Genomic DNA, 19739 nt, shown 5'->3' on the forward strand with positions numbered 1-19739 from the left:
TGGACCGCCGGGGCAGGTCCGTGGACACGCCCGTTAGAGTGACGCGCACGCAGGCTGAGGAAACGGGGAGGCATGAGCACGGAAGCCCGACGTGTCCCGCCGCGTCCCACGACGCCCCCGCCGCCGGCCGTCCCGCCCCGCCCGGCGCAGGCGCCGGGCCCGCAACCCCCGGCCGGGACACCGCCGTTGCCCGCGACCCCGCCCCCGCCGGCCCCCTCGTCCCGCCTCCCGGACACCCCACCGCCGCCGTCCCGGCGGCCCCTGCCGCCCGAGACCGGCCCCGCACACGGCACGGGAACCGGCGCGAGCGGCCACGGCGCCCCCGCGCACCCGAGCGAGACCACCACCCGCCTGCGCCCCGTCCCACCGGCCCCGCCGAGGACACCCCTGGCCCCCCGCAGGGCCCCCGGCACGGTCGACCTCACCCCCCTGCCGGGCACGGCCGGCCGGCCCTTCGTGCGGTTCGCGCGCCCCGAGCACTACGACGACAGCACCACCCGGCTGCGCCCCGTCGGCGCCCGCCTGCGCCCGCGCGCCGCCGCTGCCGCGGCCTGCCTCGTGCTCGGCCTCGGACTGATCGGCGGCGCCGCCACCGGCACCCTGCTCACCGGCGACGACGGCGAGGGCACCGTGTCCGCGCGGAGCGCCTACCGCGACGCCGCCGAACTCTGGCACGGCATCCCCGTGGACCAGCTCTTCCCCCGCACCCTCGACGGCGAGGGCGCCGGACCCGGCGGCGCCGACCGCACCTGGACCCGGATCGGCGTCGCCCCCGACAGCGGCTGCCGCAAGGCCCTGGACCCCCTCCTGTACGAGGCACTGCGCCCCGCAGGCTGCCTGCGCCTGCTGCGGGCCACCTACACCGACGCCACGCAGAGCAACGTCACCACCGTCGGCCTGCTGTTCACCGGCGCCGACCCCGAGGCGGCCAAGGCGTTGCGCACCCGCTTCACCGAGGACGGCCTCGACGCGCGCCCCGACCTCGTGCCCCGCCCGTACGCCGTACCGGGCACCGCGGCCGCGCACTTCGGCGACGCCCAGCGCGCGTCCTGGTCCCTCGACGTCCTCACCGACGCCCCGGTCGTCGTCTACGCGGTCTCCGGCTTCGCCGACGGCCGCACCGTCGCCGACCCCCTGCCCACCGCCGAGGCGATGAAGGCCGGCGCCACCGCCGCCCCCGCCCAGGCCGGACTCGGCCACGAGGCCCGGGGCATCGCCGACCGCGTCGAACGAGGGCTGCGCAAGGCCGTCAGCACCTCCACGGAGCAGCCCTCATGAACCGCCGTCACCGGATCGCCGCCCTCGCGGGCGCCGTCTCCCTCACCCTGCTCCCGGCCGCCGCCGCGCACGCCGACTCGGTCCGCGCCCAGCAATGGGGCCTCGCGGCCATGCACACCCAGGAGGCGTGGCGCACCACCAAGGGCAAGGGCGTGACGGTCGCCGTCCTGGACACCGGCGTCGACGACCAGCACCCCGACCTCGCGGGCAACGTCCTCGCGGGCAAGGACCTCATAGGCTTCGGCGCAGGACGCGGCGACGAACCGTGGGCCCGCCACGGCACCGCCATAGCCTCCATCATCGCGGGCCACGGACACGGCACGGCGGGCGGCGACGGCGTCATGGGCATCGCCCCCGAGGCCCAGATCCTGCCCGTCCGCGTGATCCTGGAGGACGGCGACCCCGCCCGCGCCAAGGCCCGCGAGAGCCGGGGCAACGCCCTCGCCGAAGGCATCCGCTGGGCCGCCGACCACGGCGCCGACGTCATCAACCTCTCCCTCGGCGACGACTCCCCGACCGCCCACGCCGAGGCGGGCGAGGACGAGGCCGTCCAGTACGCGCTGAAGAAGGGCGTCTCCGTCGTCGCCTCCGCGGGCAACGGCGGCAAGAAGGGCGACCACATCTCCTACCCGGCCGCCTACCCGGGCGTCATCACGGCCACCGCCGTCGACTCCGCGGGCAACCGCGCCTACTTCTCCACCCGCCGCTGGTACGCGACCCTGGCCGCGCCCGGCCGCGGCATCGTCACCGCCGACCCCGACCGCAAGTACTACTCGGCGTGGGGCACCAGCGCCGCCTCCGCGTTCGTCTCCGGGGCCGTCGCCCTGGTCCGCGCCGCACACCCGGGCCTCGGCCCGGCCCAGATCAAACAGCTCATGGAGGACACCGCCCAGGACCCGCCGAGCGGTGGTCGGGACGACTCGCGCGGCTTCGGCATGGTCGACCCGGCCGCCGCGATCCGCGCCGGCGACCGGCTGGAACCACGGAGCCTGACCTCGGCCGCATACGGCGAGAAGTACTTCGGCCCGGGCCCGGACGCCCCGGACGACGACGGCCCCGCCGGCTGGGTCGCGCCCGTCGCCTACGTCCTCGGCGCGCTGCTGCTCGGCGCCGCCGTCCACCTGTGGCGCGGCCACCGGCTCAGCCGCCGCCGCTGAGAACCCGTACCGGCCCCGGAGTCCTGTCCCGGACACCGGGGGACAAGTAACCCGCCAGTAGGTTCTGGGGACCGTTTCCCTCCGGTGGGACACCTCGCCGTGCGGAAAGCGGCCCTATCGGCTGCCGGCGAGGGCGGGCAGGACGCGGGTCCGCAGGACGTCGAGGAAGACCTCGGGGTGCCGGTAGGCGGCGAAGTGGCCGGCGTCCTCGATCAGAGTGAACTCCTTGACGGGTGCCTGCACCTCGTCGAAGAAGGCGCGGGCGCGGGCGGGTGTGTTCACGAGGTCGCAGGCGCCCTGGACGACGAAGAACGGCACGTCGAAGCGGGTGCCGTCGGCGCGGTCGTCGAAGGAGGCGGTGCCCGGCAGCAGGGCGGCGGAGACCATGAAGCTCTTGAAGAAGGTGACGATCTCGCGCATGGAGTGCAGCGGCGAGAACCACAGCGACTTCATCACCACGGACTTCATCGCGGCGAAGGTGTGCGGGTCGGTGGCGGAGGCGAAGCGGCTGAAGTGGCTGAACTGTTCGGCGCTCCAAGTCCGCTGGTCCGGGCCCATCTCCCGGACGGCCGCCGCTTCCTTCTTCTTGCCCGCCCTCTCCAGCCGCTCCAGCGCGGCGTAGTAGTCGGAGGAGTCCCGGCCGCCGTCGAAGACCTTCTGGTCGGTCCCGACGTACGCGTCGACGAGGTCGGGGCGGCTGCGGGCGACACGCAGCGCGACGGCGCTGCCGAAGGAGCAGCCCAGCAGGACGACCCGGTCCGCGCCGAGGCGGTCCCGTACGTGCTCGACGACCTCCACGGCGTCCCGCACCAGCCGGTCGAACGTCATCTCGCCCTGCGCGTCGGCGCCGGAGCGGCGCAGGGTCTTGCCGGTGCCGCGCATGTCCCAGCGCACCAGGGTGACGTGCCGCTCCCAGTCGCGGGAGACGTGGGTGAGGATCGAGTTGGAGGAGCCGGGGCCTCCGTGGAGTTCCACCACGACCGGGTGGGCGCGGTCCTCGCCCCGGACGGAGAGCCACTGGTCGAGCCCGCCGATCCGGGTGAAGTACTGCTCGTCGACGCCTTGGCCGCCAGTGATGCGCAGGCGGCGGGCGTTTCCCGAGCGGACGATCGCGCGGTGCGAGAGGAGAGCGGTCACGGAGGCGGCGATGGTGGCGCCGGCCGCGGTGATGGCAGTGACAAGCATGGACGCCCCTAAGAACTGTGTACGTGATGCACGGTTAATTGTTGTGTATGTTATACACAGTTACTGGGCGGGGGGCAACCCCGATACTTGTTGGCACCCCTTCGCGGCCTGGCCGCGGGAAAGGAGACCGGTACCGTGCCGGCGAACAAGGAGAGCGAACGGGACCCGGGCGCCAGCCTCGCGCTGCTGTGGGGGGAGACCGACAGCCGCCCCCGGCGAGGGCCGAAACCGAAGTTCACCCCCGTGGACGTGGCCCGCCGAGGCATCGCGATCGCCGACGCCGAGGGGCTGGAAGCCCTGTCGATGCAGCGGGTGGCCGGGCTGCTCGGGGTCACCACGATGGCCCTGTACCGCTACGTCCCCGGCAAGCCCGACCTCGTCGACCTGATGGTCGACACCGTGCTCGGCGCCCCGCCCGACCTCGACCGCGTCGCCGGTGGCTGGCGCCGCCGCGTCGAGATCTGGGCCCGGGCCTGCTGGGACGTCTACCGCGCCCACCCCTGGATCCTGACCGCGACGGGCCTGCGACGGCAGGCCATGGGGCCGCACCAGGTGGCCTGGCTGGACGTGGCCCTCGCCGCCCTCGAACCGACCGGGCTCGACGCCCGCCGCCGCCACGACGCCGCCCTTCTCGTCCTGAGCCTGGTCCGCAACCTCACCCAGCAGACGCTCGACCGGAACGAGGAGGCCGACAGGGAGTGGGACCGCCTCACCGCCCGCCAACTGAGCGAGCATGCCGACCGGTTCCCCGCCGTCACCCGCGTCCTCGCCGAAGGCGGCTTCGCCCGCACCGACGACGACCCCCTCGCCTTCGGCCTCGCCTGCCTCCTCGACGGCATCCAGAGACTCGTCGAACACTCCGATGGCGCATCCGCGGACGGACACCCGGCCGAGCCCCGGGCGCCCGCCTCGCGGGCCGTTTCGTAGCGCGGCGCACCCGCCGCGATCAGCGATGCGAACCGGGGCGGCGTCCTTCTGGATGCGGCGGACGCTTCCCTCGCACCTGGTCGCTCGCCACCGGACGGTGGCGAGACGGAAGTCAGGTGGGACGCCCTACCGCCGTCCCGGCCGTGCACCACCGACTCCTCGCCCGCTGTCAGGCGCTCGACGGCGGCCCGGGCGCTCCGGCGGTCCCGGCCCAGCGCAAAGCCCGCCGCGATGACTAACACCCCGTGAGCACCCTCGCGCCGAGACCATGATCGTTCGCACCGGGATGCCCTGTGCCCCGACTACGCACACCCGTGAACGGCAAGCCACCGGAACCTACTGCCCGGTTACATGTTCCCTGGTGTCCGGGCCGGGACTCCGGGGCCGTACCGCCGCCTTCGCCGCACCCTCCACGAGCGCGATCCCGCCCTCCATGGTGGCGCTCCCGCGAGAGACCACCGCCACCAGGAACTGCTCGCCGCCGACGCGCACCCGCCCGACGCTGTTGATCACCCACAGGCCGGTGGTGCCGCGCCGCAGCCACCCGTTCTTCAGCTCGGCGCCCGCCGCCCCGGCCGGTCCCGCCGCGGAGACGCCCCACGCCTGGTCGCGCTCGACATTCCCCATCAGCCCCTGCACGTACGCCCGCGACGCCGCGCTCAACACGTTGTCGCCGACCCCGAACACCTCCCGGAGCAGGGTGAGTTGATCGGCGGCGGTGGTCTGTGTGAGCCCCCACAGCGGCCCGTCGCCACCGCTGGTCCGCCGCAGCCCGAGCCGCTCGTTCGCCGCGTCGAGACCGTCCGCGCCGCCGATGGCGTCCCAGAGCGCGGTCGTCGCCGCGTTGTCACTGCGCTCGATCATCGCGGCGGCGAGGGTCCTCTCCCGCGCGGTCAGCGCCCGTCCCGCGTCCTGCGCCCGCAGCAGCAGGGCGGCCAGCACGTCCACCTTGACGATGCTCGCGGTGTCGTACGTGGTCCCGTCCGGCGCGTACACCGCGCGCCTCCCCGCCGCGACGTCGAGCACGGCCACGGACACCTCGCCGTCGCGCCCGTCGGTCACCGCCCGCACGGCCCCGGCGAGCCGGGCGTCGAGATCCACGGAAGACGAAGCGGACGGCTGCACAGACCTCATGTCGATGTCCTCCTGTGTGGCGGGTGAGACGCACCCCGGGGTCCGCCGAGAACCCGGGCCCGGCCCCTCGGTAGGGTCGGTGAACGTGGCGAACAAGAACATTCCCGACCCCGGCTTCTCCGACGACGACGGCACCGCGGACCCGCGCCTCGCCGAAGCCCTGACCGCCTGGGACCAGGACCGCACCGCCCACGGCCCGGTCCTGGAGGCGCTGAAGGGCGCCCGCCTCCTGGTCCCGGTCGTCGCCGTGCTCGGCGAGGTGGAGGAGGACGAGAACGGGCTGCGCCGCGAGAAGACCAGCGACATGGCGGTCCCGACGCTGAAGGCGGGCCACCGCACCGCGCTGCCCGCCTTCACCTCGACGCACGCGCTGGCCCTGTGGGACCCCGAGGCCCGCCCGGTCGCCGTCCCGCTCCACCAGGCGCTGAAGGCCGCCGCCCACGAGAAGGCCGACACCGTCGTCCTCGACCTCGCGGGCCCGGTCCCCTACGAGATCACCGGCGCCGCGCTCTACGCCCTGGCCGAGGGCCGCACCACCACCGACCCGCTGGCCGACCCGGCGGTCACCGGCGCGGTCCGGGCCGCCGTCGCCGCCGAGCCCGCGGTGCTCCGCGCCCACCTGGGCCCCGGCTCCGCGGACGGTGTCCTCGCCCTGGTCATCGCCCCCGACGCCGACCCGGCGACCACCGCCAGGGCCGTGGCCGGGCGCATCGCCGCCGACGAGACACTGCGGGCCCGCCTGGTACGCGGCCTCGACCTGGCACTCCTGCCGGCCGGGACGACGCCACCTGGCGAGCCCTTCTACGTACGGGACTGAGCCGGACGTCAGCCGTACACGGCGCCCGTGTACTTCTCGCCCGGGCCCTGCCCCGGCTCGTCCGGCACGAACGACGCCTCGCGGAACGCGAGCTGGAGCGACTTCAGGCCGTCGCGCAGCGGCGCCGCGTGGAACGAGCTGATCTCGGTGGCGCTGCCGTCGAGCAGCCCGGCCAGGGCGTGGATCAGCTTGCGGGCCTCGTCGAGGTCCTTGTGGGCGTCGCCCTCCTCGGTCAGGCCCAGCTTCACCGCGGCGGCGCTCATCAGATTCACCGCGACCGTCACGATGACCTCGACGGCGGGCACCTCGGCGATGTCGCGGGTCAGCGCGTCGTAGTCGGGGGTCTCGGGAGCAGGGGCTGCGGGGGTGGCGTCACTCATGGGCCCCACGATATGCCGCCCGCGCAGCAGGTTGGGCGCACCCCCCAAGTGCTGCTAACCTGGTGTGACGACCGGCCGGAGACCCACGTCCTCGTGACCTGAGTAACCGGCCCACAAGTGGAGGCTCCGATCTCCCACCTGACTGCCCTGGCGGGCGGCGGGTCACCGGTCAGACGGCCCCCATCGTTCCGTACGGACGATGGAGCCGTCCGAGTTTGCGCCCCGCGGTCCACCGTGGCGGTGCTCCGGTAGTTCCTTGGAGCCCCGCGCGTGTACCGTCCGGGGCATTTTTTGTGCTCCGGCGCGGTTGGTAGTCATCAGAAAAGTACGCGGCGGCCCGCCAGGCCGTCGTGTGGTGCTAACCGAGGAGGATCCATCAGCGCCGAGCCCCGCATCAACGACCGGATTCGCGTTCCCGAAGTGCGACTTGTCGGTCCCAGCGGCGAGCAGGTCGGGATTGTTCCGCTTGCCAAGGCCCTTGAGCTCGCTCAGGAGTACGACCTCGACCTGGTCGAGGTGGCGGCGACAGCCCGTCCGCCCGTCTGCAAGCTCATGGACTACGGCAAGTTCAAGTACGAGTCGGCCATGAAGGCCCGTGAGGCGCGCAAGAACCAGGCGCACACGGTCATCAAGGAGATGAAGCTCCGGCCGAAGATCGACCCGCACGACTATGACACCAAGAAGGGTCACGTCGTTCGGTTCCTCAAGCAGGGCGACAAGGTCAAGATCACGATCATGTTCCGTGGTCGCGAGCAGTCCCGGCCGGAGCTCGGCTACCGGCTGCTCCAGCGTCTCGCGAACGACGTCGAGGACCTCGGGTTCATCGAGTCGAACCCGAAGCAGGACGGCCGAAACATGATCATGGTCCTCGGTCCGCACAAGAAGAAGACCGAGGCTATGGCCGAGGCCCGCGAGGCGCAGGCCGCCCGCAAGGCCGACGCGAAGGCCAACCCCGGCAAGTCGCAGAACGTCGCCGAGGACCAGTCTTCCGACGGCGGTGCCGAGGCTCCGGCCGAGGCGTCCACCGAAGTCCCCGCCGAGGCTCCTGCCGAGGCATGATCCGGCGGCGTACAGCCTGTGCGCCCCGGAGACCCACCGACACAACTGACGTTCCACCGCGGCCGGTTCGAGCCCATGGCACGGACCGGCAGGGAACGCCACTGACGAGGAGAGAACGGCGCTATGCCGAAGAACAAGTCGCACAGCGGTGCCAGCAAGCGCTTCAAGGTCACCGGCTCCGGCAAGGTGCTCCGTGAGCGTGCCGGCAAGCGCCACCTGCTCGAGCACAAGTCGTCGCGGCTGACGCGCCGCCTCACCGGCAACGCCGAGATGGCCCCGGGCGACGCCAAGAAGATCAAGAAGCTTCTCGGCAAGTGACGTACGGGCGCCTCGGCGCCTCGCACGTCACAGACCGGGACCTAATCGAAATCGGGCCGGGTGAGTCCCACCCCGGCCCCGCTACAAGGAGTAAAAAGTGGCACGCGTCAAGCGCGCGGTAAACGCGCACAAGAAGCGTCGGGCGATCCTCGAGCAGGCCAGCGGCTACCGCGGTCAGCGTTCGCGTCTGTACCGCAAGGCCAAGGAGCAGGTCACCCACTCCCTGGTCTACAACTACAACGACCGCAAGAAGCGCAAGGGCGACTTCCGCCAGCTCTGGATCCAGCGCATCAACGCCGCTGCCCGCCAGAACGGCATGACGTACAACCGCCTGATCCAGGGTCTGAAGGCCGCCAACATCGAGGTGGACCGCAAGATCCTCGCGGAGCTCGCCGTCAACGACGCCAACGCGTTCGCCGCGCTGGTCGAGGTCGCGCAGAAGGCGCTGCCGGCGGACGTCAACGCCCCCAAGGCTGCGGCCTGACGCTCCGCTGAGCCGGTGTAATCGGACCCGCAGGTATTGCTGCCTGCGGGTCCGTTCTCGTTCGGCGTCTCGTCCGCTGTCCCCTGTTGCCCGTCGTGCGCGGGTCGTGGTGGGTTGCTCGCGCAGTTCCCCGCGCCCCTGAGGCACCTTTTCCCCAAGCGAGTTGTGATGGTTGCCGCCCCCGAGCTGATCTCCCCCAAGTCGTCCCGCGTCTCTGCCGCCCGGCGGCTCGCCAAGCGGAACTTCCGGGGCAAGGAGCGGCTGTTCCTCGCTGAGGGACCGCAGGCCGTGCGGGAGGCCGCCGCGCACGGGGCGCTGGCCGAGATGTTCACGACCGTCGAGGCCGCCGAACGCTACGCCGACATCGTCGCCGAGGCGCGCGCCGCCGACGCCCGGGTGCACCTCGCCGACGAGGACGTCATCGCCGACATCTCCACGACGGTGACACCCCAGGGGCTCGTGGGCGTCTGCCGGTTCCTGGACACGCCGTTCGAGGAGATCCTCGCGGCCCGGCCGAAACTCGTCGCCGTCCTCGCCCACGTACGCGACCCCGGCAACGCCGGGACCGTACTGCGCTGCGCCGACGCCGCGGGCGCCGAGGCCGTCGTGCTCACCGACGCCTCCGTCGACCTGTACAACCCGAAGGCCGTCCGCGCCTCGGTCGGCTCGCTGTTCCACCTGCCGGTCGCCGTGGGCGTGCCCGTCGAGGAGGCCGTCGCCCGGCTGAAGCAGACCGGCGTACGCGTCCTCGCCGCCGACGGCGCCGGGGACGACGACCTCGACGACGAACTGGACAAGGGCACCATGGGCACCCCCACCGCCTGGGTCTTCGGCAACGAGGCCTGGGGCCTGCCCGAGGAGACCCGCGCCCTCGCCGACGCCGTCGTCCGCGTCCCCATCCACGGCAAGGCCGAGAGCCTCAACCTCGCCACGGCCGCCGCCGTCTGCCTCTACGCCTCCGCCCGCGCCCAGCGCGCCCCCGGCGGCTGCCGCCGCTGACCCGTCCGAAAGCGCCCCCGGCGCACGCGCCTGGCGTGCGCTCTCCCCGCGTCACCGGTGACTGGTAGTCGGTCGCCCACGGCTAGTAGGGTGGTCGGCTCGGGGCCCACTGTGCCGTTTCGAGAGGTGGGGTACGGGGAGATGACGGTCCGCACCAGCAGGACACCGGGGGCGAGCGCCCTCCCCGGGGCGGCCGCGCCCGGTCCCGCCGGACCCGGCCTGCACCCCGACGACCTGCCCGACGGACTCGTCGTCGCCGACGAGAGCGGCCACGTCGTCAGCTTCAACATCGCCGCGGAGCGCATCACCGCCGTGCCCGCCGCCCGCGCCCTCGGGGCGCCCCTGGAGCGCGCACTGCCCCTGGAGGACCTCGAAGGCCGGCGCTGGTGGCAACTGACCGACCCCTACGGCGGCCTCGCCACCCGGGTGGGCCAGCCGGAGCGGAACCTGCTGCTGCCGGGCGGCCGGGAAGTCCTCGTGACCGCCCGCTACGTGCGCAGCCGCCCCACCGGACCCGTACGCCGCGTCGTCGTCTCGCTCCGCGACACGGAGGCCCGGCGCCGCACCGAGCGCAGCCACGCCGAGCTGATCGCCATCGTCGCCCACGAGCTGCGTTCGCCGCTGACCTCGGTCAAGGGGTTCACCGCGACCCTGCTCGCCAAGTGGGAGCGGTTCACGGACGAGCAGAAGCGGCTGATGCTGGAGACCGTCGACGCGGACGCCAACCGCGTGACCCGGCTGATCACCGAACTCCTCGACATCTCCCGCATCGACTCGGGCCGCCTGGAGCTGCGCCGCCAGCCCGTCGACATCGGCGCCGCCGTCTCCCGGCACATCCAGGCGCACGTCGCCGCCGGACAGTCCGCCGAGCGGTTCCTGCTCCGCGTGGAGCAGCCGCTGCCCGATCTGTGGGCCGACCCGGACAAGGTCGACCAGGTGCTGAGCAACCTGCTGGAAAACGCGGTGCGCCACGGCGAGGGAACCGTCACCATCGAGGTGGAGCCCTCCACGACGGCCAGGGAATCGACCTCGGTCACCGTCAGCGACGAGGGCCCAGGCATCCCGGAGGAATCTATGAACCGCGTCTTCACCCGCTTCTGGCGGGGCAGCAAGCGCGGCGGCACCGGGCTCGGCCTCTACATCGTCAAGGGCATCGTCGAGGCCCACGGCGGGACCATCACCGTCGGCCGGGCGCCCGGAGGCGGCGCCAGGTTCCGATTTACGTTGCCCGTGGCGGCACCGGCGTACCTCAGCGCCTGAGCGTCGGCCCCACGGGCTCATTCGCACACGTCAGCCCCCGGTAGACTCGTCCTTTGGCACATTGCGTCTCCACGTCAGGGACGGTTCGTCAGCGAAGTCGGGACGGGTCGTGGACGGGGCCATCCGCCAGCCAATCGGAAGTACGGGAAGAGATGTCGGCACCGAACAAGTCGTACGACCCTGTCGAGGTCGAGGCACTGAAACCGGAAGAGATCGAGCGCGTGCGGGACGAGGCGCTCGCCGCCTTCGCCGCCGCGGACTCGCTCGACGCGCTTCAGGAGGCCAAGGTCGCGCACACCGGCGGCACGTCGCCGCTGTCGCTCGCCAACCGCGAGATCGGCGCGCTGCCCCCGCAGGCCAAGGCCGCGGCCGGCAAGCTGGTGGGCCAGGCCCGCGCCGCCGTCGGCCGGGGCCTCGCCGCCCGCCAGGCCGAGCTGGAGGCCGAGCGCGACGCGCGCGTCCTGGTCGAGGAGGCCGTGGACGTCACGCTGCCCTACGACCGCACCCCGGCCGGCGCCCGCCACCCGCTGACCACGATGATGGAGCGCGTCGCCGACGTCTTCGTGTCGATGGGCTACGAGATCGCGGAGGGCCCCGAGGTCGAGGCGGAGTGGTTCAACTTCGACGCCCTGAACTTCACGCCCGACCACCCCGCCCGGCAGATGCAGGACACCTTCTTCGTCCGGGGCCCCGAGGGCACGACCGGCGACGAGAGCGGTGTCGTACTGCGCACGCACACCTCCCCGGTGCAGGCCCGCGCGATGCTCGACCGCGAGCCGCCCGTCTACATCGTCTGCCCCGGACGCGTGTACCGCACCGACGAGCTGGACGCCACGCACACCCCGGTCTTCCACCAGATCGAGCTGCTCGCCGTGGACGAGGGCCTCACCATGGCCGACCTGAAGGGCACCCTCGACCACATGGTCAAGGCGCTCTTCGGCGACGACATGACGACGCGGCTGCGCCCCGCCTACTTCCCGTTCACCGAGCCGTCCGCCGAGATGGACATGGTCTGCTACGTGTGCCGTGGTGAGTCCGTGGGCAACCCGGACCGGCCCTGCCGCACCTGCGGCAGCGAGGGCTGGATCGAGCTGGGCGGCTGCGGCATGGTCAACCCGCGCGTGCTGACCGCGTGCGGCGTCGACCCGGAGAAGTACAGCGGCTTCGCCTTCGGCTTCGGTATCGAACGAATGCTGATGTTCCGCCACAACGTAGAAGACATGCGAGACATGGTCGAGGGTGACGTCCGGTTCACCCGGCCGTTCGGGATGGAGATCTGATGCGGGTCCCGCTTTCCTGGCTGCGGGAGTACGTCGACCTCCCCGCCACCGAGACCGGCCGTGACGTGCAGGCCAAGCTGGTCGGCGTAGGGCTTGAGGTCGAGACCGTCGAGCAGCTCGGCGCCGACCTCAAGGGCCCCCTCGTGGTGGGCCAGGTGCTGACCATCGAGGAGCTGGAGGGCTTCAAGAAGCCGATCCGGTTCTGCACCGTCGACGTCGGCACCGCCAACGGCACGGGCGAGCCGCAGGAGATCGTCTGCGGCGCCCGCAACTTCCAGGTCGGCGACAAGGTCGTCGTCGTGCTGCCCGGCGCCGAGCTGCCCGGCGGTTTCGCGATCGCCGCGCGCAAGACGTACGGCAAGACCTCGCACGGCATGATCTGCTCCAGCGACGAGCTGGGCATGGGCGACGACGGCACGCACGGCATCATCGTGCTGCCGCCGGAGCACGAGGTCGGCACCGACGCCATCGAGCTGCTCGAACTCGTCGACGAGGTCCTCGACATCGCCGTCACGCCCGACCGCGGCTACTGCCTGTCGATGCGCGGCATCGCCCGCGAGACCGCCACCGCGTACGGGCTGCCGCTGCGCGACCCGGCCCTGCTCGACGTGCCCGCGCCCAACGCGCACGGCTACCCCGTGCGGGTCTCCGACCCGATGGCCTGCGACCGCTTCACGGCCCGTACGGTCAGCGGGCTCAGCCCCGAGGCCCGGTCGCCGATCTGGCTCCAGCGCCGCCTCCAGAAGGCGGGCATGCGCCCGATCTCGCTCGCCGTCGACGTCACGAACTACGTGATGCTGGAGCTCGGCCAGCCGCTGCACGCCTACGACCGCTCCCTCGTCCAGGGCGCCATCGGCGTACGCCGCGCGCTCCCCGGCGAGCAGCTCAAGACCCTCGACGGCACCGTGCGCACCCTCGACACCGAGGACCTCGTCATCACCGACGAGCGCGGCCCGATCGGCCTCGCCGGGGTGATGGGCGGCGCCGAGACGGAGATCGCGGACCACCCGGAGAGCGCCGGGGACGCCGGGACCACCGACGTCGTCATCGAGGCCGCGCACTTCGACGCGCTCACCGTCGCCCGCTCCTCCCGCCGGCACAAGCTGTCGTCCGAGGCGTCCAAGCGGTACGAGCGCGGCGTCGACCCGGCGGCCACCTCGGCCGCCGCCCAGCGCGCCGTCGACCTGCTGGTGCTGCTCGCCGGCGGCACCGCCGAGCAGGGCGTCACCGAGGTCATCGCGCCCGGCGCCCCGCGCACCATCACCATCCCGGCCGACCACCCGGACAAGGTGGCCGGTGTCGCGTACGGCCGCGAAAGCGTCGTCCGCCGCCTCCAGGAGGTCGGCTGCGACGTCTACGGGCAGGACGTCCTCACCGTCACCGTGCCGTCCTGGCGCCCCGACCTGACCGACCCGAACGACCTGGCCGAAGAGGTCATCCGCCTTGAGGGCTACGAGAACCTGCCCTCCACGCTGCCGAAGCCCCCGGCGGGCCTCGGCCTGACCGAGCGCCAGCGCACGCACCGCCGCGTCGGCCGCGCCCTGGCCGGGGCCGGTTACGTCGAGGCGCTGAGCTACCCGTTCATCGGGGAGGGCGTCTTCGACCAGCTCGGCCTGGACGAGGACGATCCCAAGCGCCGCGTCGTCACCCTCGTCAACCCGCTCTCCGACGAGGAGCCCGCCCTCCGTACGACGCTGCTGCCGGGCCTGCTGTCCGCGCTGCGCCGCAACGACGGGCGCGGCAGCCACGACCTGGCCCTCTTCGAGACCGGCCTGGTCTTCCTGCCCCAGGACGAGCTGCGGGTCGCCACCCGGCTGCCCGTCGACCGGCGGCCCACCGCCGAGGAGGTCGCGTCCCTCACGGCCGCCCTCCCGCATCAGCCCCGGCACGCCGCGGTCGTCCTCGCGGGCGCCCGCGAGCAGACCGGCTGGTGGGGCAAGGGTTCCCCGGCGATCTGGGCCGACGCCGTCGAGGCGGCGCGGACCGTCGCCCATGAGGCAGGCACCGAACTCACCGTGGAGCAGGGCCAGTACGGCCCCTGGCACCCCGGCCGGTGCGCCGCCCTGTACGTCACGGTCGACGGGGCCAAGACCCTCGTGGGCCACGCCGGTGAGCTGCACCCGCGCGTCGTCAAGGCCTTCGGTCTGCCGGCCCGCACCAGCGCCATGGAACTCGACCTGGACCTCGTGGAGCGGGCGAGCGCCGGTGCCGTGCGGGCGCCGCGGATCTCGACGTTCCCCGTGGCCACCCAGGACGTCGCGCTCGTCGTCGACCAGGGCGTCCCGGCCGCGGCGGTGGAGAGCGCGCTGCGGGCGGGCGCCGGTGAACTCCTGGAGTCCATCCGCCTGTTCGACGTGTACGAGAACGCGGAGCAGCTCGGTGAGGGCAAGAAGTCCCTCGCCTACGCGCTGCGCTTCCGTGCCGCCGACCGCACCCTGACGGTGGAGGAGGCCAGCGCCGCCCGCGACGCCGCGGTCGCCCAGGCCGGGGGCAGCACGGGCGCGGTGTTGCGCGGCGCGTAACGGCGCGGGCGGACGGCGCGCGAAGCCGTTGAGGGGCGTATCCGGACCACCGGATACGCCCCTCACTCGTTCGGGTGAGGGGCTCCCATGTTCCGTTCCGATCGGGGCAGAGGTCGTAAGGATCGATCCGCCGCCGGGCCGGCCGGCGACCGCGCTGAACAGGGCCTAGGGGGCCGTCGGCATGAGGGGTACCAAGACCGGGGCGCCCACCCGGGCCTTCCGCAGCGCCGTGCGCGCACGCCTGCCCCGGGCGGTGCGCGCCGACCCGGGGCGTATCCGGCACCTGCTGATGCTCGGGCTGCCGACCGGCTGGGGCGCGGTCGCCGTCGCCTATGAACTGACCTGCCCGTTCGCCCGGCAGGACAGCCTCGGCGCGCGGATCGTGAGCAGCGCCGTCTTCTTCGTGGTGGGCACCGGCCTGATCCTGCACGTACGGCAGGGGCTGCTGCGGGAGCTGCGGGACATGAAGGCCGTCGCGGGCGCCGCCCAGTCCGTACTCCTGCGACCGCTGCCGCCGCGGCTCGACGGGCTCACCCTCGCCGCGGACCAGATCTCCGCCGACCGGGCCGCGAGCATCGGCGGTGACCTGTACGACGTCGTCGCCACCGACCACGGCGTGCGGGTGGTCATGGGGGACGTCCGCGGCCACGGCCTCGGCGCGCTCGCCACGGTCGGCGCCGTCCTCGGCAGCTTTCGCGAGGCCGCCCACGACGAGGCCGAACTCGGCGGTGTCCTGCGGCGGTTGGAGCGGACCCACACACGGCATCTGCGCCAGCGCTCGCGCGACGAACACCCCGCCGTCGCGGGGAAGGAGCCCGCGACCCCTCTCGCCGAGGAGTTCGTGACCTTACTGCTCCTGGAGATCCGGCAGGACGGCACGGTGCACGCCCTCAACTGCGGTCACCCCTGGCCCTATCTGTTGCGGCCGGGAGCGGCGCGCAGCGTCGAGCCGATGACCGGCGGGGACCCGATGCCGCCGCTCGGCTCGTTCCCGCTGCCGGCCGACCTCGCGTCGGTGCGGTGCGGACGCATCCTGCCGGGTGAGGGGCTGCTGCTGCACACCGACGGCATCGAGGACGCCCGCGACGCTCATGGCCGGTTCTTTCCCCTCCAGGCGGAACTCGCCAGGACCGTGCGCCGCCGGACCGTCGTGCCCAAGACCGTCGTCCGCGCGGTGTACGCCCGCCTCCTCGGCCACATGGACGGGCCGCCCGGCGACGACGCCGCCCTGCTCGTGCTGCGCAACGACCGCAGGCGCGTCCCCGTGCAGCACGGTGAGCCCGCCGCCCGCACCGCGCACAAGGTTCGCTGAGCGCACGTGGCGCGGGGGCGTCGTCCGCCCGCCGCGGAGTGTGGGCAGGCGAGCGGGCGGACGACGCGGATCGGGCCGCCGTCTGTACGAGGGGGAGCCGACGGCCCGGCCGGCCTCTTGCGAGGCAGTTCAGTCAAGCGGGTGGAAACCGGCCACAACAGAGTGCACGGGCCCCGGAGTTGAGCATTCCGATCACACCCCGTGTGAAGCGACCCGCACTACGCTGGGAGGACCGAGCCAACAGGGGGCATCCATGCAGCCCAACACCCTGCTCGACGCACTTCTCGACGAGGCCGGAATCTCCCACGCCGGCCTCGCCGCACACGTGAACCACGCGGGCCGGGCCCGTGGTCTCGCCCTGCGCTACGAGCACACCGCCGTCGCCCGCTGGCTGAAGGGCCAGCGACCCCGCGGCCAGGTCCCCGACCTGATCTGCGAAGTGCTCGCGGCCCGCCTCCAGCGGCACGTCACCCTGGACGACATCGGTCTCGGCATCCCCGGCGAGCCGGCGACCGCGCACACCTCCACGCTCTCCGGCTTCGTGGAGCGGGCCACCGCGCTGTGGCGCTCCGACGAACAGCAGCGGCGGCACGTCCTCGACGCCCCCGCCGTCACCGGGACCCCGGCCGTGATGCCCGTGTGGGAGTGGGAGAACCCGCCGGAGGACACCGACGTCTCGCGCGGCGGACGCCATCTGGTGAGCCCCGCGGACATCGAGATGATGCGTTCGGCCCGCACCCACTACGAGCAGATGTACCGCAAGGCGGGCGGCATCGCGACCCGCATCCGGATAGTCGGCTTCCTCAACACCGAGGCGACCCCGCTGCTGCGCGGCGGCTACACCGACGCCACCGGCCGCCAACTGCACCGCGCCACCGGCGGACTCGTCGCCATCGCGGGCATCTGCGCCTACGACTCCGACGCGCACGGCCTGGCCCAGCGCTACTTCCACCAGGCCCTGCGCCTGGCGAAGGCCAGCGGGGACCGGGGGCTCGGCGCCTACGTCATAGCGCTCCTGGTCAACCAGGCCCTGCACATGCGCGAGTACCGCCAGGCCGTCGCCTTCGCCGAGGCCGCGCTGCGCGCCGCGGGCCGGCACATCACCCCGGCGCTCGCCTCCGACCTGTACGCGATGCAGGCGAAGGCGTACGCCCACCTCGGCGACGGGACGAGCGCCCTGGAGTGCATCCGGCGTGCCGAGTCCGCCGCCGACCGCATCCGGCGCGGACACGAACCGGACGAGACGGGATACGTGCAGCCCGGATTCGTCAACGTACAGGTGGCGGAAGCCCTGTTGAGCCTCGGCGACTACGCGGCGGCCCGGGAGCACGCCACCGAGGCCGTGCACACCCCGGCGCACGACAGGGGCCGGGTGCACCGGCTCGCCGTGCTCAGCCAGATCCAGCTCAGACAGGGCAACACCGAACAGGCCGTGGCCACCGCCGTGGAGATGGCCGAGGCCGCCCGGGGGATGGAGTCGCAGCGCCTGCGCGACAGACTCCGGATGGTCCGTGAGCACCTGATGCGCAGCGGCTGCGCCGGCACGGCCGAGGCCGCCGAGCTGATCGACGGGGCCCTGCGCGTACCGCTCTGAGCCCTTGCCACGACGCCCGAGGACACCACTGCTGCGATATTGCCAGCAACTCGGCGGAAGGTGGCAGAACCGTGCAGTGGACGAAACAAAACGAACAAACTGTGTATGAGAACCGGTGGTTCACCGTCAACCTGGCGGACGTGGAACTGCCGGACGGCCGGCACCTCGACCACTTCCTCATCAAGCTGCGGCCCGTCGCGGTCGCCACGGTGGTCAACGAGGCGAACGAGGTGCTGCTGCTGTGGCGGCACCGCTTCATCACCGACAGTTGGGGGTGGGAACTCGCGGCAGGCGTCGTCGAGGACGGCGAGGACATCGCGTACGCGGCGGCCAGGGAACTGGAGGAGGAGACCGGCTGGCGGCCGGGACCGCTACGGCACCTGATGAGTGTCGAACCGTCCAACGGTCTCACGGACGCCCGGCACCACATCTACTGGACCGAAGAGGGAACGTACGTCGGCCACCCCCAGGACGACTTCGAGTCGGACCGCAGGGAGTGGGTCCCGCTCAAACTCGTTCCCGACATGATCGCTCGTGGAGAGGTCCCGGCCGCCAACATGGCGGCCGCGTTACTGCTCCTGCACCATCTGAAGCTCGGTTAGCGTCTCCCGCACGCTAGCGCCCGAGCGCCTGCCACACGGTCACGGCCAGTGCTCCGATCGCGGTCAACGCCGCAACCGCGGGCAAGGGCCAGCGGTTGTGCTCCAGCGCGTTGATCCGCGAGCTGAGGTCGTCGTAGTCCTTGACGGTCTGGTCGTCGCGGTGAGCGAGCAGGGCCAGTTGGCCGTCGATACGGGTCAGACCCACCTCGAAGACGCGGCGTAACTCCGCGAGTTCTTCCGGGACCACGGGATGCTCCGGGTCGGTGGTCACTGAACGGCTCCTTTCTGTAGTCGCCACATCCCTTTATGTGCGCACAGAAAGTCAACTCGCCTGGTGGGTACGGCGGGAGCGTGTGCGGAGGGCATATGCGAGTCAGCCGCGCACTCCCCGTGCGAACGCAGTGGGCCCGGCGCTCTTCCGAGCGCCGGGCCCACTGGTGAACACGGAGTGTGATCATAGGTCGTACGGGTCAGACGTAGGTGTAGAAACCCGAGCCCGTCTTGCGGCCGAGGCGGCCCGCGTCGACCATGCGCTGCAGGAGCGGGGGAGCGGCGTACAGCGGCTCCTTGTACTCGGCGTACATCGAGTCCGCGATGGAGGCGATCGTGTCGAGACCGATCAGGTCCGAGAGCTTGAGCGGGCCCATCGGGTGGGCGCAGCCCAGCTCCATGCCGTTGTCGATGTCCTCGCGGCTGGCGATGCCGGACTCGAACATCCGGATGGAGGAGAGCAGGTACGGCACGAGCAGCGCATTGACCACGAAGCCCGAGCGGTCCTGGGCGCGGATCGCGTGCTTGCCGAGGACCTTCTCCACCAGGACCTGGGCGCGGCTGATGGTGCCCTCGGACGTGGTCAGCGCCGGGATCAGCTCGACGAGCTTCTGCACGGGAGCCGGGTTGAAGAAGTGAATGCCGATCACGTGGTCCGGACGGGACGTCGCGACGGCCAGCTTCACCAGCGGGATGGACGAGGTGTTCGAGGCCAGGATCGCGTCGCCGCGGGTGACGACCTGGTCGAGGACCTGGAAGATCTCCGTCTTGACCTGCTCGTTCTCCACGACGGCCTCGATGACGAGGTCACGGTCGGCGAACTCGCCCAGGTCCGTGGTGAAGGTGAGCCGCTCCTGCGTCTCCGCCAGCTCCTCCTCGGTGATCTTGCCGCGTTCGGCCGCCTTGGTGAGGGAGTTGAGCAGCCGGGTACGGCCGATCTCCAGGGCCTCCCCGGTGGTCTCGGCCACCATCACATCCAGGCCGCTGCGAGCGCAGACCTCTGCGATCCCGGCGCCCATCTGGCCACAGCCCACCACGCCGACGCGTGTGATGTCAGTCAAGGTGTCCGTCACCTCGTGCCTTTCGCTGTTCGTCCGGGGTCGCCGGCAGCCAGCTCCCTCCCGGGTTCTTTCGGATCAGCACGTTACCCCGTAGACATGG

Annotated in this window: 18 protein-coding genes and 1 pseudogene; 14 read left to right on the top strand and 5 right to left on the bottom strand. The window is 72.4% G+C overall.

Annotated elements, in window-relative coordinates; genetic code table 11:
• The first annotated feature begins 72 nt into the window (after positions 1 to 72).
• Both ACIRF8_RS29120 and mycP read left to right on the top strand, forming a co-directional pair.
• Positions 73 to 1278: a hypothetical protein gene (locus ACIRF8_RS29120; RefSeq protein ID WP_404219476.1), complete on the top strand. Its 1206-nt coding sequence runs from the start codon at positions 73 to 75 to the stop codon at positions 1276 to 1278.
• Positions 1275 to 2435, top strand: coding sequence for a type VII secretion-associated serine protease mycosin (gene mycP, locus ACIRF8_RS29125; protein ID WP_404219478.1), 1161 nt, complete (start codon positions 1275 to 1277; stop codon positions 2433 to 2435). Before ACIRF8_RS29120 ends, mycP begins: the two co-directional genes overlap by 4 nt.
• 114 nt (positions 2436 to 2549) lie before the next feature.
• Here the strand turns inward: mycP and ACIRF8_RS29130 are convergent, their stop codons facing one another.
• Positions 2550 to 3620, bottom strand: a complete 1071-nt coding sequence (locus tag ACIRF8_RS29130) for an alpha/beta fold hydrolase (RefSeq protein ID WP_404219480.1) — start codon at positions 3618 to 3620, stop codon at positions 2550 to 2552.
• 135 nt (positions 3621 to 3755) lie between these two features.
• On the opposite strand from ACIRF8_RS29130, the gene ACIRF8_RS29135 reads away from it, so the two are divergent.
• The gene (locus ACIRF8_RS29135; RefSeq protein ID WP_404219482.1) at positions 3756 to 4547 is read left to right on the top strand and encodes a TetR/AcrR family transcriptional regulator; all 792 of its coding nucleotides are present in this window, start codon (positions 3756 to 3758) and stop codon (positions 4545 to 4547) included.
• 336 nt (positions 4548 to 4883) lie between these two features.
• Here the strand turns inward: ACIRF8_RS29135 and ACIRF8_RS29140 are convergent, their stop codons facing one another.
• Complete coding sequence (locus ACIRF8_RS29140; protein ID WP_404219484.1) at positions 4884 to 5681, bottom strand: serine hydrolase; 798 nt, start codon at positions 5679 to 5681, stop codon at positions 4884 to 4886.
• 85 nt (positions 5682 to 5766) lie between these two features.
• On the opposite strand from ACIRF8_RS29140, the gene ACIRF8_RS29145 reads away from it, so the two are divergent.
• Complete coding sequence (locus ACIRF8_RS29145; protein ID WP_404219486.1) at positions 5767 to 6498, top strand: SseB family protein; 732 nt, start codon at positions 5767 to 5769, stop codon at positions 6496 to 6498.
• Between the two features lie 8 nt (positions 6499 to 6506).
• Here the strand turns inward: ACIRF8_RS29145 and ACIRF8_RS29150 are convergent, their stop codons facing one another.
• On the bottom strand, positions 6507 to 6878 hold the full coding sequence (locus tag ACIRF8_RS29150) for a DUF1844 domain-containing protein (RefSeq protein ID WP_404219488.1): 372 nt from the start codon (positions 6876 to 6878) through the stop codon (positions 6507 to 6509).
• A 350-nt stretch (positions 6879 to 7228) separates the two neighbouring features.
• Here ACIRF8_RS29150 and infC point away from each other — a divergent pair.
• The 10 genes and pseudogenes from infC to ACIRF8_RS29200 all read left to right on the top strand — a co-directional run bounded on the left by infC (position 7229) and on the right by ACIRF8_RS29200 (position 18308).
• Positions 7229 to 7937, top strand: a pseudogene (gene infC, locus ACIRF8_RS29155) (translation initiation factor IF-3).
• Positions 7938 to 8060: 123 nt separating this feature from the next.
• Positions 8061 to 8255, top strand: a complete 195-nt coding sequence (rpmI, locus tag ACIRF8_RS29160) for a 50S ribosomal protein L35 (protein ID WP_007829094.1) — start codon at positions 8061 to 8063, stop codon at positions 8253 to 8255.
• Between the two features lie 97 nt (positions 8256 to 8352).
• Entirely contained in the window at positions 8353 to 8739 is a 387-nt protein-coding gene (rplT, locus tag ACIRF8_RS29165; protein WP_006350245.1) for a 50S ribosomal protein L20, read from the top strand.
• 168 nt (positions 8740 to 8907) lie between these two features.
• Positions 8908 to 9738, top strand: coding sequence for a TrmH family RNA methyltransferase (locus ACIRF8_RS29170; RefSeq protein WP_404219491.1), 831 nt, complete (start codon positions 8908 to 8910; stop codon positions 9736 to 9738).
• Between the two features lie 141 nt (positions 9739 to 9879).
• On the top strand, positions 9880 to 10998 hold the full coding sequence (locus tag ACIRF8_RS29175; protein ID WP_404219493.1) for an ATP-binding protein: 1119 nt from the start codon (positions 9880 to 9882) through the stop codon (positions 10996 to 10998).
• A gap of 152 nt (positions 10999 to 11150) precedes the next feature.
• Positions 11151 to 12278: a phenylalanine--tRNA ligase subunit alpha gene (gene pheS / locus ACIRF8_RS29180; protein ID WP_404219495.1), complete on the top strand. Its 1128-nt coding sequence runs from the start codon at positions 11151 to 11153 to the stop codon at positions 12276 to 12278.
• Positions 12278 to 14800, top strand: coding sequence for a phenylalanine--tRNA ligase subunit beta (pheT, locus tag ACIRF8_RS29185; RefSeq protein ID WP_404219497.1), 2523 nt, complete (start codon positions 12278 to 12280; stop codon positions 14798 to 14800). Before pheS ends, pheT begins: the two co-directional genes overlap by 1 nt.
• A gap of 289 nt (positions 14801 to 15089) precedes the next feature.
• Positions 15090 to 16112, top strand: coding sequence for a PP2C family protein-serine/threonine phosphatase (locus ACIRF8_RS29190; protein WP_404219859.1), 1023 nt, complete (start codon positions 15090 to 15092; stop codon positions 16110 to 16112).
• A gap of 253 nt (positions 16113 to 16365) precedes the next feature.
• On the top strand, positions 16366 to 17706 hold the full coding sequence (locus ACIRF8_RS29195) for a transcriptional regulator (RefSeq protein ID WP_404219499.1): 1341 nt from the start codon (positions 16366 to 16368) through the stop codon (positions 17704 to 17706).
• A gap of 71 nt (positions 17707 to 17777) precedes the next feature.
• Positions 17778 to 18308: an NUDIX hydrolase gene (locus tag ACIRF8_RS29200; RefSeq protein ID WP_404219501.1), complete on the top strand. Its 531-nt coding sequence runs from the start codon at positions 17778 to 17780 to the stop codon at positions 18306 to 18308.
• Between the two features lie 13 nt (positions 18309 to 18321).
• Here the strand turns inward: ACIRF8_RS29200 and ACIRF8_RS29205 are convergent, their stop codons facing one another.
• Together ACIRF8_RS29205 and ACIRF8_RS29210 are read right to left on the bottom strand one after the other, a co-directional pair.
• On the bottom strand, positions 18322 to 18579 hold the full coding sequence (locus ACIRF8_RS29205) for a hypothetical protein (protein ID WP_404219503.1): 258 nt from the start codon (positions 18577 to 18579) through the stop codon (positions 18322 to 18324).
• A gap of 199 nt (positions 18580 to 18778) precedes the next feature.
• Positions 18779 to 19639 carry a 3-hydroxybutyryl-CoA dehydrogenase gene (locus ACIRF8_RS29210; protein WP_404219505.1) on the bottom strand — a complete coding sequence of 287 codons (861 nt, stop codon included), beginning with the start codon at positions 19637 to 19639 and terminating at the stop codon, positions 18779 to 18781.
• Positions 19640 to 19739 lie beyond the last annotated feature (100 nt).

The sequence above is a fragment of the Streptomyces sp. NPDC102406 genome (assembly GCF_044765725.1).
Lineage (GTDB): Bacteria > Actinomycetota > Actinomycetes > Streptomycetales > Streptomycetaceae > Streptomyces.